General features: G+C 44.2%; 2 protein-coding genes. Both read right to left on the bottom strand.

The annotated features are described in order from the left end of the window. Positions 1 to 5: 5 nt before the first annotated feature. Positions 6 to 7,010 (bottom strand): SDR family NAD(P)-dependent oxidoreductase, encoded by a 7,005-nt coding sequence (locus tag GNE05_RS07730; protein WP_160182640.1) that lies wholly within the window; start codon positions 7,008 to 7,010, stop codon positions 6 to 8. After that, positions 7,003 to 15,714 carry a type I polyketide synthase gene (locus GNE05_RS07725; RefSeq protein ID WP_160182639.1) on the bottom strand — a complete coding sequence of 2,904 codons (8,712 nt, stop codon included), beginning with the start codon at positions 15,712 to 15,714 and terminating at the stop codon, positions 7,003 to 7,005. The genes GNE05_RS07730 and GNE05_RS07725 overlap by 8 nt, the downstream gene beginning before the upstream one ends. Positions 15,715 to 15,753 lie beyond the last annotated feature (39 nt).

Genomic DNA, 15,753 nt, shown 5'->3' with positions numbered 1-15,753 from the left:
TTTCTTTATAATTCTTTGAAATCAAGTAAAGGAATCAGCAATTCTGACTCTTCCTTTTCTGGAGTTTCTCCATTGTCGATCCAGCATTGTTCCTTATTGAATATAACCGGAGAAAGCGGGTGTCTTTTTGTCTCTCCATATCCTAATGTGAGATGGCTGTCGCTCAATATCATATGTGCGTTCGTGCCCCCGAATCCAAAAGAACTGATTCCGGCTCTCAAAACCCCTTTTCTGGGACGCCATTCTTTTAAAGACGTGTTCGGAAAGAATGGCGACTGATCAAATTTAAAACGCGGATTTGGCGTTTTACAATGTAATGTCGGCGGGAGCATCTGATTTTTTATGGATAAGGCAACCTTTATAATACTCGCTATCCCCGCTGCGCTCATTAAATGTCCGAAATTCGTTTTTACGCTGCCTACTCCGCAAAATTGCGTTTCTTCCGTAACCTCCCGGAACACTTCAGTCAGCGCTTTTAATTCAATCGGATCTCCTATCATCGTACCGGTGCCATGCGTCTCGACATAACTGAGAGTATCTGCATCAATTCCGCCTTTTTTCAGGGCTTTTTTTATCACTGCGCTTTGCGCTTTCGGATTAGGTGTTGTCATTCCCATTGTCTGTCCGTCATTATTAACCGCGGATGAGTCAATTACCGCGTAAATTCTGTCACCTTCGGCAAGGGCGTCATCAAGTCTTTTCAAAAGGACTGCGCCGCATCCCTCTCCCGGTACAAATCCATCTGCCTTCTCATCAAATGTATGACATTTTCCTTCAGGTGAAAGCGCCCGAGCCTCACTCAGCATGACGTAAGGCTTTTGATCCAGCAAAATGTCAACTCCGCCCGCAATCGCCATATCTGACTCTTTTGACATCAGGCTTTGACAAGCGAGATGGACGCTGACCAATGAAGAAGAACAAGCCGTGTCTACAACCAGATTCGGTCCTTTCAGATTAAAAAAGTGTGAGATATGCGCGCCTATGAAATTTTGTCCTATACCCACGATCGTATTTTTTGAAGGGGAACCTATTTTGGACATAAACGTCCCGGTCCGCGAACCGATGAAGACGCCGACTTCTTTGTTTGATACTTCTTCTTTTGTATAGCCGCCGTCTCTCAATGTCTGGACGCTGACCTCAAGGCATTTTTTGATTAACGGATCAAGCTCTGATGCCTCACTTTTGTTCATATTAAAAAACGCGGGATCGAAAGACTCAATATCTTGAAGAAATCCGCCCCACTTACTGATACTTTTTCCCTTTTCATAGGTGTCAGAGTAGTATGAAGAAATATCCCATCGCGACGCCGGGACTTCGCGGACACTATTTTGTCCTTTCTTCAAATTTGTCCAGAACGTTTCTGTATCCGGAGCATCCGGAAACTCACAGCCCATTCCGATAATAGCGATTTGGTTCAGACTGGTTTGTTGTATTTGTGATCCGTTGTCCCGTATTTCGGAAGCATTTTGATTTATATGTTGCTCTTTTTTCCGAACCTCAATGTTTTCCGAATCAATTTGAGGACTGATCCCCTCACTTGCAAATAACTCGTTCAAATAGACGCCCAGTTGTGAAAAACTCGGATACTCCAGAAAAGCTGAAGGTTCAATTTTTATTTGAAATACATCTTCCGCTTTTTTGACAAGCTGAACCAGTAAGATTGAATCAACTCCGTAATCCGCAAAAGACGTATCCTGATCTAAATTCCCGTAAGGTATTTTCAGCTCCGCGGAAAAGATCTCCATTAACTTCCTGATAATGGATTCATTGTCTCCCTGACCAGAAATCACTTTTTCCTCAGCATCCGGGTTATTTTTAGCAGCTTGAATTCTTGTCTGAAGCAGCTGCTGCAGCATGAATTTCTCCGGATGTGTCTTTGCCGGTATAAGGCAGGGGTATCCGTTTATCGTCATCATTTCATCCAGCATGGCAATACCTGATTCTGTTGAGTGTGAAAGTAAACCAAGTGCCTGATATGATGGACTTGTCACCTCGCCCATCCCAATGTCCTTCCAGCTCGGCCAGTTAATTGATTGATAATATGTTCTGCCGGCTGCATGCTGATACGCCGCAAAGTAATCCATAAAAGCGTTCGCCGCGGCATAGTCACTTGTTCCGGCGCCTAATAAAGGAAAAGCGCTCGCAACAGATGAAAACAAAATGAAGAAATCAAGTTCGTCATCAATAAAAATGTCATGAAGTACCTGCATCCCCTGCACCTTTGGCTCAAATACTTCTCTTATTTCTTTATCAGATTTATGAATAAAAGCCGGATTCGAATGATTGGCTGCACCAGCGCAATGAATCACCCCGCCGATTTTGCCGAACTTCAGTCTCACCTCTGAAAAGAAGCGATGTAATGTTTCTTTTTCCGTGAGCGGCCCGGAATACACTTCCACCTGAACTCCCTTTTGATCCAACTCATGCAGCAGTTGTAATTTCGAATAAAGAGGTGACTTTTCATCGGTGTCTTTTAACATGCCGGCTATTTTATCAGATTCCGGAAGGTCGGTTACTCCCATCAACACAAGTTTTTTGACTCCCTTGCCGGCATAATGTCTGGCAAGTTCTGCTCCGATCCCTCTTGTTCCCCCTGTAATAACCAGGGTTTGATCCGTACGGCATACTGGCAGACCGGATAGTTTCCGGTTCAATTCTGCTACATATAATTTCTCGACGTATGGAATATAACGTTCACCGTTCCGGTAGCAGATTTCACTATACAGACCGTCAGCGCAAGCTTCATCTGTGATTATCTGTCTCAATTCCGCCGCAGTCCCGACATGTCCGTCTACATCTATTGTTTTTGATTTTATCTTTTGATACTCCGCACTCAGCATTTTATATAGTCCGGCTGTTTCGGCTCCGGCTAACGACGGCTTGTCATTCAGAAATGTCTGCAGCCCTCTGGTCACATGTAAAACAAAAAGCTGTTTACGTGTCTTTATGATTTCCTGCAGCAGTGTCAGCTTTCCGATTGTGCCGGTGCGTGCCCCGTTTTGATCACTCCGCAAATCTGACAGGTCAATCATGCCGATGATTTCCGGATTTTCTTCTATGACCGCTAGAGCCGTTTTTTTGGCTTCCCCATCCGAATGATCCCAGTTATCTGCGCAAATGACAGCGGATTCAATCAGAGGATCTGAATCAAACAATTCGAATGCAAGCCGCTCACTTTCACTATTAGCCAGGATCATCACCTGTCCTTTCGTAAAAGCGGAAGGCGCAGCCTTTTGTTTTTTCCACGATTTTTTTAATACATCAAATGATAAGTCAGTCGGTGCGTGTGGCAAACTCTGCGGTACGCCTGTTTTTTTCTGTTTCTGTGCAGCTTTTGCGGCAGGCACCCAATATCTGTTCCGTTCAAAAGGATATGCAGGAAGAGAGATAAGCTTCGGCAATTCCGAAGTGTACATCTCTTCCCATTGAACGTCTCCTCCGTTCACCCAGTGAATGGCCATTTCTCTTGCACTATTAAAGTGAGCGGCTGACATGGCATCCTTTTGACCAGAGCCTCGGCGGGCCTTTCCCCTATATAAACCGTTTAACTTATGATCTGAACGCAAATACATCGTCAGCTTATTGCGAAGATCGTCAATGCTGCTAACCTCAACAGCGAGCCGCTCTTCCATAGCGTTTCTCCCGGTCTGCGAGGTGTACGCAGCATCAGCTAGTGACGTTTTTGGCTCCAGTTCTTTTATATATGCATCAATCAAGAGTCTGAGCCGTTCTTCATTTTTGGCAGAAAGCAGAATAATTTGCGTCTTGTTGCTCTGTACCGTTTCCATCTTTTCTTCATTCTTATACTCTTCGATGATAATGTGGGCATTAGATCCTCCAGCGCCGAAAGAACTGATGCCTGACCTTCTGGCTTGATTTTGCGGCGTCTCCCAATCGGTCAGTTCAGACTGCACGTAAAACGGTGTTTCCTCAAAATCAATATTAGGATTTAAGTGATCGGAATGAAGGGAAGGAGCAAGCTGTTTATACTTCATTTGCATCAGCACTTTTGTAATAGAAGCAATTCCCGCCGCAGCCTCTAGGTGTCCGATATTTGACTTAACCGAACCAATTGCACAACGATAATCGCTTTTCGAGCTGTGCAAAGCTTTGGTTAAACCTGAAATTTCAATCGGGTCTCCCAAAGATGTCCCGGTGCCATGCGCTTCAATATAACTTATGCTGTCTGCATCAATCCCCGCCTTATCAAGAGTTTCACTGATGACGTTTGCCTGCTCGCCCGGATTTGGCACAGTGTATCCGTTTGTTTTTCCGCCGTGATTTACAGATGTTCCCTTAATCACACCGTAAATCCTGTCCCTGTCAGCCTTTGCGGCAGAAAGCGATTTCAAAAGAACGGCCCCGACTCCTTCTCCCGGCACATATCCGTCTCCTCCCGCTCCAAAGCTTCTGCAGCGCCCATCGCTTGAAACAAAATGATTTTGTGAAAGCAAAGTATATTTATCAGGGTGTAAGGATAAATTCACTCCTCCGGCAATAGCGAGGGTGGATTCTCCCCTTTTTATACTTTCACATGCAAAATGAACAGCAGAAAGTGAAGAAGAACACATTGTATCAATTGCAAGGCTGGGTCCGTGCAGGTCAAAGAAATATGACACCCGGTTTGCGATAGACGAATAAGAAGACAAGAGCGTCTGACGTTCCTCATCATCTGAAGCACCGGCTGCAAATAACTGATAGTGGCTGTAGGTGACACCGACAAATACACCTGTCTTATGCCGTTTCAACTTTTTCTTTGTGTAACCCGCATCTTCAAACGTGTGCCACGCTGTCTCTAAAAATAACCGTTCCTGAGGATCAATTAACTCGGCATCACGGGGCGAAATTGAGAAGAACAGCGGATCGAATTTATCAGCGTCTTTTATAAAACCTCCCCATTTGCTGTCATGACGGGCATTGTCACCTGTGTGATAATATTTCCGAAAATCCCAGCGCTCTTTCGGTATTTCCGTTATACAATCTTTTCCGGAACAAATATTTTCCCAAAACTGTTCCACATCCTTCGCCATCGGGTAGCGGCCGGCTATACCGATAATTGCAATATCTTCCTCGGAAGGTGCGGATGGTATGCGGGAAATGGAAAGCTTCTCCCGTTTCGCCGGCGCCGAATGATCAATTCGCTGTTCGGCTGCCGGTAAAAACGCCTTCTTCAACTCATGATGATAGTGTTCAAGAAAATACTCTGACAGCTCTTCAACACTGCTGTATTCAAAGAAAAGAGTCTTAGACACTCTTCCAAAATATTTTTCCAGACGGGAGTTAAGACCTAAAATCGTTAGAGAATCAATTCCGTAACGGTCAAACGTATCCTCGGGTAAAATACTGTCCGCCGGTCTTCCCGTTTCCGCACCGACAATCTCTGTCAAAAGACGAACCGTTTGTTTTTTCAGATCCCTTTCATTTAATTGCGGCAGATTACTGTTGTTTTCAGGCACAGTCTCTATTTCTTTATGATCAGTTGAGAGTAATTCACTTATTCTATCTTTGTCTCCGCTGATAACAGCCAGCTGAGAAGCAGAGCGGCTCATACTGTCCTGAAAAGCGGCAAGCCCTGCTTGGGCGGATAAAAGTTCCAGCCCTGCATGTCTTAAAGCTTGCAGCTCTCCCGGCCCGACTGTCATATTGCCCGCATCCCATAACGGCCAATTAATAGAAAGTGTTTTCCCGGGACGTCCTTTAATGCTTCGATACTGGGTGAATCCGTCCATACATCCGTTAGCGAAGGCGTAGTCGCTTTGACCCGCATTAGGCAGAACGGCCGAAAGGGATGAAAACATAACGAAGAAATCAAGAGGCTCTTCTTCAGCTGCTTTATCCAGCCAAACGGTTCCGAATACTTTAGGCGCTATAACTTCTTCTATGCTTTCTTTCGTTTTTTTTATGATAAATGCATCCTTAACAAGTCCGGCGCTGTGCAAAATTCCGTTTAATTCTCCGAATGTCTGCTTAATGTGCTTAATCAAAGCGTCCGTCTCTTTTTCCTTTGAAATATCTGCCGGGACATATAAGGCTTCAGCGCCAAGATTTTCAAGAGCGCTCAATTTTTGCGCCGTTTCACGGGAGGCCGGGGAACGCCCGGTTAATACCAGCTTGACTTCTGCCTGTTTCGCCAGATATTCAGCAAACAGATACCCGAGACCGCCGGCTCCTCCCGTAATTAAATACACACCGTTCTTTTTTACACTGAAACTTTGTTTCTCCCCATCTTCTTTTTTTACTCTTTGAAGCTGCCTTTTATAATAATGCCTCGGCTCATAGCAGGTAAAGTGGTCCGTTTTACATTGATTGTTCCATTCAAAAGAGATGACATCTGCAATATGCTGCTTTGTAAACGGCTCGTCAAACATTGATTTCAGCTCTGCAGCCTTACATGTGAAATTCGGATTTTCGGCCTGTACGGTCTTAAGAAAACTTTCAACCGCGTTATAAATCGGCTGAACCTCGCCCTCGGTATTTTCATACAGGTACAAAATTTCTGCTTTCGGACAAAGTTTGTTCGCCATGAAGGCCTGAAACATTTGAAACAAGGAATACAGACTTTCATTGAGCTGCTTTCTCATTGCATCTTCCGTATTTTTGAAGAGCCCGGCAGCCAAAAAATGAATAATATGGCGGGGTTTTATATTTTGAGAACGCAGAACCCCGCATAACGCATCATAATCCTCATCTTTTGCAAAGTTCATTGTAAAACGACCGTTCCGGCAATCTTCGAAACGCTCGCCGGAAGTCACGTAAATGAAAGGTGCCTCATAGCCTTCAAGCTGCCTCTTCATTACGGTATACATGCTGTCGTCTTCGCAAAAAAATAAAATTGGCTCTTTCGTATGCGGGAATTTTTCACTGCCTTTAAATTCATGTCTATCCCATACCATTTCATATAGATGGGTTTTCCCCAAGCTCTTAATGAATTCCAGCCCTTCTTCAGGCGTCAGGCTGCATTCTTTCACCTTTTTCACGATTTGCTCAATTTGCATCGTTTTTTCATTCATGGAAAAGCAACTCCTCTATCAGCTCTGACGTCTCTTTCGTATTCATCTCACCTGTTTGTGCTTTTTCAAGAAGCGACATGATTTCTCCATCTGCTGTATCTTTATTTGAGTTGTGAAGCTCAGTGTTCGAGAAAGCCTCAGCCTTCTGCGCTTCATCTTTATTTAAATGAATCCAATGTCTGTTCTTGCTGAAAGGATAAAGAGGAAGAGACAGTTTAACCGGTTTGAGTTCCTCCTCATACAAGTCTTCCCAGCTGATTTCACAACCGATCGTCCACAACTGAGCCAGTTTGGCCGGCTTGTTTTGCTGAATCAGTGATTGAACATATGCATGACCTTCGGGGCCGCCGAATAAAGGAGCGTACAGACTATCAAAATCCGTTACATTTCCTTCATAAACACCTTGCAGCCTGCTCCCCTGGATGTAACCGTTTAATTTTTCAAGAAGATCTCCGGCATTCGAACAAGTGATCGCAAGGCGGCATTCAAATGGTTCCCTTCCGGTTTGCAGCGTATATGCTATTTCTTCAAGACCGAATCCGGACTTTTCTCTAAAATTGCCGTTATGCGGTTTATCAGCTGATCGATTCCGGATGCGGCTGATATAGCGGCACAGCTCGCTCAGTGTCTTTAATTCCTGAAATATGTCAAGTGATATTTCTGTGCCGTACATTTGGTTTATAAAAGAGATTAATTCGGAATAAGCCAACGGATCAAATCCGAATTCCGAAAGAGGTGTCTTTGCATCTATATCTGCGGTATCTAAACGCAGGATACCCGCTGCCGCTTCCCGAACCGCCTCTTGTAAATCACGTTCCTGCACCTCTTGCTGACTGAATTGAACTGATCGTTCTTCATGTAAAAATGTTGTTAACTCTTTGGCTTTAACCATCAGCCTTTCCTTTGTTTTGGCCGATAGAACAATGATTTGTTCCCGCTCGGCAGTTACTGCTTTATCTTGTCCGTATTCAAATTCTTCCACGATGACATGAGCATTTGCCCCGCCGAATCCGAAGGAACTGACTCCGGCACGGCGCGGAACTTCATTTCCTTGTCCATCTTTTAATCTGGCCCACTTTATTGTTTTAGTGACAATATGAAACGGCGTTCCGCTTAATTGAATATAAGGGTTCAGTTCCTTGACATGTAGTGTGGCAGGCAATGTTTTATACTTCATGGATAGTAATACTTTAATCAGCCCCGGCATTCCAGAGGCGGGCTCTAAATGACCGATATTCGTTTTTACTGAACCGATGCCGCAATATTGGTCATTATTCTTTCCTGAACGCGGCTCAAAAGATCCAAACGCTTTTTTCAAGCCTTCAATCTCAATCGGATCTCCCAGTTCTGTCCCGGTTCCGTGTGCTTCAATATAAGATATCGTATCAACAGGAATACCGGCATTTTTGTAAACAGACGTTAACAGTTCAGCCTGAGCTTCCGGGTTCGGAGCGGTCAATGAAGCAGATCTTCCTCCGTGATTTTCTCCGGTTCCTCTCAGGACTCCGTAAATATTGTCTCTGTCATTCATTGCCGCCTGCAATGGTTTCAATAACAGAACAGCTGCACCTTCACCGCGGACATAACCGTCGGCAAGTTTATCAAACGTCTTACACCGGCCGTCCCTAGACAAAATACCGAGTTTATCAGTATACATATGCGTGACTGGATCTAAGAGCAGCGAAACCCCGCCTGCTACCGCCAGCTCACTTTCACCATTTTGAATCGAGCGCACAGCTCTGTGGATTGCTGCAAGACTGCTTGAGCAGGCTGTATCAATGGACTCACTCGGACCTCTGAAATTAAAATAGTGGGATACACGATTGCTGATGAGCGCCTGGCTGTTTCCGGTTCCCGCAAACGCGTGCGCCCCGTCCGAATGCCTCATCAGCAGCTGGCGGTAATCATTAAATTGAATGCCCGTAAACACCCCGATATTTTTGCCAGACAGCTTTGAAGCTTTGTAACCCGCATCTTCTATCGCTTTCCAGGTTTCCTGCAAATAAATTCTGTGCTGAGGATCCATGAGTTCTGCTTCCCGCGGATTAATATTGAAAAACGCCTCATCGAATTTATCGGCATCTGTGATAAAGCCGCCCCATTTCGAATGTACTTCGCTGCTTCCTTTGCCTTCGGCGTATTTTTTCCAATCCCAGCGATCCGGGGGAATTTCCTGAATCAAATCTTTTTCATTGATTAAATTGATCCAAAACTCATCTGCATTTTTTGATCCCGGAAAAACACAACTCATCCCGATAATGGCAACTGGCTGCTTCTCTGGATGATGGTCAGCCTGTCTTGTTGTCTTTTTTTCAAACGGAAAACTTCGCGGCGGCTTCACGGTTTTCCCGGCGGTTTTCCCAGCGTGCACTACTTTCCTTTTTTCAGAAATGTTTTTTTCTGCATCTGTATTCCCTTTTGCAACAGTACGCAGTTCACTGTTTAGAAATTCTGAAAGAGACTTAATATGGCTGTAAGTAAAGAAAACGGCAGGTGTCAGCTTAAGCTTGTATTTTTTATTCAGTCGGACAGCTAATGTTTTCAAACTGATAGAATCAAAGCCGAGATTGCCGAAATTCTCTGCCGTATCCAGCTGTTCAATGTTAATTTTCAATAATTCCGATACCATTTGCTTCAGTTCTTCCAGGACATTGTCTGCAGACACCGGTGCTGTATAAGAAATTTCCTCTTGATGAACCGGAAGCGTATTTACTTTTTGATGCGGCAGATCTTTTTTTGTTGGTGTCGTTTCGGCATCCCCGGTAACAACCGAAATTTGCGGACAGTCACTTGCCAAAATCGTCTCAAAAGCCGCTATCCCTTCTTCCGTTTCCAAATAATCAAACCCGGATGCGGAAAGATATGCTTCTTCAGCTTCTTTGTTTAAATGCATTCCGCCTTTACGCCACAACGGCCAGTTAATCGAAATGCTCTTGCCTTGTCTCTCTTGCCGGCGGCTCTGTTCGGATCTCCAATTTATATATTGATCTTGAAAATAATTGCCCAACGCATAGTTAACCTGTCCAAAATCTCCGAAGACCGCAGAAATAGAAGAAAATACGATAAAGAAATCAAGCGGCTCATCTTTCGTTAATTCATCTAAGCATACCGTTCCTTCAATTTTAGCAGTCATGCCTTCTGAAAAATCAGTCAGATTCATCTCTGTAAATAACCGATCATCGGCATGACCAGCTGAATGAATAACACCTTGAATGGAGCCCCAAGTCCGTTTCGTTTCTTCTATGACCCGTCCCATCGTCTTTTGATCTGCGGCATCAGCTTGATAATATACCGCATCTCCTCCAAGCGCCTGCAGCCGGTCAATGTTATGTCGTTTATCAGCTGTTAACGGTGACCTTCCCGTCAATACTAATTTTGCTTGATACTGAGAGGCTAAATATTTTGCGAAAATCAGGCCCAGACCGCCCAAACCGCCCGTTATGAGGTAAATCCCTTCCTGTTTCAGCTGATGAGGGTGCTCTGTATGATTGAATACATACTCCTTTAATGTCTTAACATACCTCTTGTCATTTATATATTTAACTTCTTCCGCCTGCCGTTCCACGCCTGAAACCATTTCGTTAAGACAAAATTCAGCCATTTTTTCAATTGATATACGTTCTGAAAAACCGATTGACTTCACATTCTCTGCGGATGGCACCAACATATTCGCCGTTTTTAAACAGCCTGCAAGAGCGCCCGTATACGGATCATTCACGCCTTCTTTAAAAGAGTGAACAAGAAGCAGAGAATGAAGATAAAGAGAGGCGTCACTGCGGGCGCTCAGCGCTTTTAATAAATAAAAAATTGATTCCAGGCCGCTGAGAAGGCGGTCACCCGCGTAAAATGTTTCTCCCGTGTGCAAGATGACATCCGGAGAAAACCCCTTTTTCTCCAATTCTTCGAATAAACGAATATAATCTGACGTCACTTCCGGGTTTACACAGAATGTCAGCAGATTTTGATCGGTCTGCCGCTGATCCGGCGTGACGAGAATGACACGGCTGTCTGATTGATTTTTCAGAGCTCCAGCCAATGCTTCATCTTTTGCAAAGACCAGAATTGTTTTTGGCTCCCTATCTTTCATTTCAATCAGAGGGTTTTTTTGATCCCACTTATGCTCATAAAAACGTACATTTTTATTAGGCTTTCCGCCAAAAATCAGTCCGCTCAGTTCCATCAAAATCCCGCCGGCATTGTCTAATACATACACATCATAAGCCGAATCGCTTTCTTCAGTTTGTTCTGCATATACATAAACGGGTTCAGTCTCATGATCAAAAATCGTACATTCTTTAATATTTTCCGGGAGCTCTCCGGCATTTTCCCCCGCAAGGTATATGACGGCTTGATATACGCTCTCAATAACTTCCGGTTTGATTATGCACCCTTTCGGCTCGGCCTTTGCTTTTATCTTTAAAAGTACCTGTCCGTTCCTGCTGACACATTGCTCTGCGGCTTTCAGACTGTCACTGCAGCTGTATCCGAATTCGGCAAGCCGCTGATAAAATGCTTCATACGGTATGCGGTCTGCGCGCTGAGACAGGAACGGCTCAAGATGAATATTTCCGTTCTCGTACGCCCCGCCTTCTAATTCGAGCCGCCCTGAGGAATAAATGGATGAGTCGCTCTGTTTTTCTATAGAATACGATGCACCCTGATTATCCGGGGTTAATACAATCCGGATCTGCTCATTGCTTCCGCTTTGTAACATCGGTTCTCTAAAGGAGAGCTCTGTTAATTTAATAATCGGATTCCCTGAAGCCATTGCTCCGGCAGCTCTCGCCATTTCAATCTGGCTGAGAAACGGAAACATTTCCTTGTCTTGATACTTTGTTTTTATATACAAATCGGTATCGCTTACATTGATAAGAAACTTCTGTGCTTTAAAATCAGATATATTGCATGAAATGTAAGGATGCAGATCGTTATTACCGTTCATCCGGCGGCTTCCCGTATTTTGCGCATCTATTCTGCATAGCTCTTTGGCAAATGGATATCCGGGTGCTGATACCCGTCTCAGAGTGGCACCTTTATAAAGTGACGGCCAATCTACCCCGTTTCCGGCAACCCAGTATTCAGCAATCTTCACAAGATCCCTGTTTGCGGCTGCTTCTTCAATCTCAGCTTTGTTCATCCTTTTTGCTTCTGTTGTGTCTTTGCCGCTTGTAAAAATATGATCCATCGCGTTTCCGAGGGTATAGTCTGTCAGTCCTTTAAGCAATTCATCTCTTGTGGAGGCGATAACAGCCAATCTGTGCGGCATTTCTTCTCTGCCGGTTTGTAAAGTAAATGCTGTATTTCTAAGTGTTTCTAATGGATAATCTCTGGCTGCTATATGTTCTTTTGCGCGTTTTGCATATTCTGCCAGCCTGTCGGCATTTTTTGCAGAAAAAACAAATAAAAGCTGTTCAGGTTCTTCAGCCGCGAGAGGAGAGATAGCTTCATCCGCAAATTCTTCTAAAATAACATGGGCATTAGCTCCTCCTGCCCCGAAAGAACTGATTCCGGCACGCTTGGGAACGGATGACTCCCATTTTTCGGCACTGTCCGGTACATAAAAAGGTGTTTTTTGAAACGGTATATTTTCATTCAATTCAGCAGAATGAGTCAGTGACGGAACAATTGTTTTATGTTTCATTTGAAGAATAACTTTCGTAATGCCCGCTATGCCTGCAGCAGCCTCAAGATGTCCGATATTTGATTTAATCGACCCGATCGCGCATGTCTTCTTATCGCGTTCGGCACCTGAAAATGCTTTGGTCAGACCGGTGATTTCAATCGGATCTCCTAACGCGGTGCCTGTTCCGTGAGCTTCTATATAGCTGATGCTGTTTGGATCAATAAACCCTTTTTTTAAGGCTCTCGTAATGACCTCACTTTGAGCTTTGGGATTCGGCACGGTATATCCATTCGTCTTAGCACCGTGGTTGATGGCTGTTGCCTTAATAACTGAATAAATCTGATCACCGTCGGCAATAGCCTTTTTTACGGGTTTCAGCAGCACGGCACCTGTCCCTTCTCCCGGCACATAGCCGTCTCCTCCTGAACCGAAGCTTCTGCACCGGCCATCACTGGATAAAAATCCGCCTTGAGTCAGGAGTTCATATTTATGAGGATGAATGGATAAATTGACGCCTCCTGCAATTGCAATTTCACATTCATTCCTGATTAAACTTTCACAGGCAAAATGAACAGCCGTTAATGATGAGGAACACATCGTGTCCAAAGCAATACTTGGCCCGCTGAAATTAAAGAAGTAGGATACCCGGTTGGCGATTGATGCATATGAGGAAGAAACGGCCGCTTCGTGACCAACGCTGTACAGCTGATATTGGCCGTACATAACCCCTGCAAAAACACCGACGTTTTTTCTTTCAAGCGTTTTCTTTGCGTACCCCGCATCTTCTATGGTGTGCCAAACCGTCTCTAAAAACAGTCTCTCCTGCGGATCAATTAATTCAGCTTCGGCAGGAGAAATATTAAAGAACAACGGATCAAAATGATACACATCGTCAATAAATCCCCCCCATTTGCTTTGGTTTTTTACTTCATCGCCCGCTGCGGGCTGATAGTGCAGCCCCGAATCCCACCGATCCTTAGGTATCTCAGTTATACAGTCTTTACCGTTCAATAAGTTTTCCCACAGAGTATCAAGATCATTTGCCATCGGGTAACGTCCGCTGATACCGATAATCGCGATATCATTGTCATGATACTTCTCCTGCTGCTGCACCTGATTTTTCATCTGGATTTTCTGTTTCCCGTTAACTTCGGCTGTCTGTTTATTGTCTTTTTTCTTCTGAGATGGGGTGCTGCTCCTGTTTTCTCCTAACCGGAGTTTATGAAGAAGAGTATCCCTGTGCTCCTCAACGAAATACTGTGACAATTCTGCCGCAGTCTGATATTCGAATAACAGCGTTTTTGAGAGCGCGCCGAAATGTTTTTCAAGCTCATTCGTCATATTGATAATCATAACGGAATCAAGTCCGTATTTTTCCAATGCCTCTTCTGCATCTATTTTGTCCGCAGGCATCCTGAATTCTGCAGCAATCATTTTTATAATAAAATCAGATGTTTCAGCTGTCAGTTTCTCTGAATCAAATGATTCGATATTTCTCCCTGTTCCTTCATCTGCCTGAATATTGTCTTTTCGTTCATATAATTGATGAACATGATTGTCAATTTGCTCATCTCCGTAAAATACAGTAAATTGCGAAAAACCGGAGGACAATGCGACTGCAAACGCTTCTTTACCTTCTTCTTTTTCTAAAGGATAAAAACCCGCCTTTTTCATTGTCTCTACCGTGCGCTCATCCACTTGCATGCCGACTTCTTTCCACAGCGGCCAGTTCAGAGAGAGAGAAATCGTATCAGAATCCTGGACAGAACGCATATTCATGAAATGATCCATATAACTGTTTCCGAACGCGTAATCAGATTGCCCGACATTTCCCAAAACTGCGGAAGTAGAGGAGAAGCAAATGAAAAAGTCAGGATTTTCTTTCTCAACAGCATCATTCAGCCACATCGTACCCAATACTTTCGGTCTGATTACCTGATCGAATTCCTCTCGTGACTTGTTAAGAAGGAAAGAGTCACGGATGATTCCCGCGCCCTGAATGACCCCGTTTACTTTTCCATAAGAAGTTTTGGCTTTTTTGACTACATATTCGGCTTCTTCCTTATTGGTAATATCAGCCTGAACATAAACAGCTGAAGAACCGGCATCCTCTAATCGTCTCAGCTGTTTTCTTATATGATCTGAAAGCGGAGATCTCCCCGTTAAAACAAGGCAGCATTTTGTTTGAAAAGCCAAATATTCCGCAAAGGTAAATCCTAATCCGCCCGCGCCCCCTGCGATAATATATACTCCATTTTCTCTCAGCGGCACATCTCCGCTTCCGGAATTTTTTTCGGGTTCATACATTTTGAGCTGTTTAACATAACGCTGCATGTCTTTATAACGGATCTCTACATCTGAAGGCTGGAAATCACTCAGCTCATTGCGTATGATATCAGCTGCGTGAACGGCTGCTATTGACTGCTCCATCTCAATGCTTTTTGCTGAGATTAACGGATTTTCCAGCTGCAATGTCCGCAAAAATCCGCTTGCCGCCGCGTAAAGAGGCTGTTCTCCAGAAAGATGTGAAAAATATCCATATAACAGTTTGATCGGTTTGCGGCAGTTATTTTTGAAGAGCGCCTGTTGCAGTAAAAACAAAGAATAGACTCCGCTGTCGCATTGTTCACGAATCGCTCTCTCTGTCTTTTCAAACGGCATGTCTGACCATAAATGCACCGCTTCCCGTATATCTGACTTCTCTTCTTCTATAAGCCATCCTAACAGGTTTATGTAATCTCTTTCAGAGCGGGGGTCGATTTCAAATACACCGTCCCCGGTTTTTCGAAACTCTTTCCCCGGCTTAACCAAAATAACCCTTGTATCATGCAATGCAGCAAGTTCTTTACTCACATCTTCATTTTTATCAAATAATAAAAGGCTGCCCTCATGTCGGCCGCCTTTTACATGAATGCTGAGATCTGTCCGCTGCCAGACCGTCTGATAATATATCGCCTGTCCGTTACCCCCTGCGGAATGAGAACCAAGCTGCTGTATCCGCTTTACTCCTTCTTCCAAAGAAATGATGCCGCTTTCTATGTCAGAAAGTACTTTTTTTCTAATATGACGGGCTTCTTTCATAAAAATCTTCATCCCCTTTACAAATGGCACTGCCGCAAA

The sequence above is a fragment of the Bacillus sp. AM1(2019) genome, from assembly GCF_009906915.1.
GTDB classification, from domain to species: domain Bacteria; phylum Bacillota; class Bacilli; order Bacillales; family Bacillaceae; genus Bacillus; species Bacillus velezensis.
Note: the sequence above shows the minus strand (reverse complement) of the source record. Positions and strands in the feature narration are given on the sequence as shown.

Coding starts and splice junctions, on each gene's coding strand:
- GNE05_RS07730 (WP_160182640.1), bottom strand. CDS start 7,010: ATGAATGAAAAAACGATGCAAATTGAGCAAATCGTGAAAAAGGTGAAA.
- GNE05_RS07725 (WP_160182639.1), bottom strand. CDS start 15,714: ATGAAAGAAGCCCGTCATATTAGAAAAAAAGTACTTTCTGACATAGAA.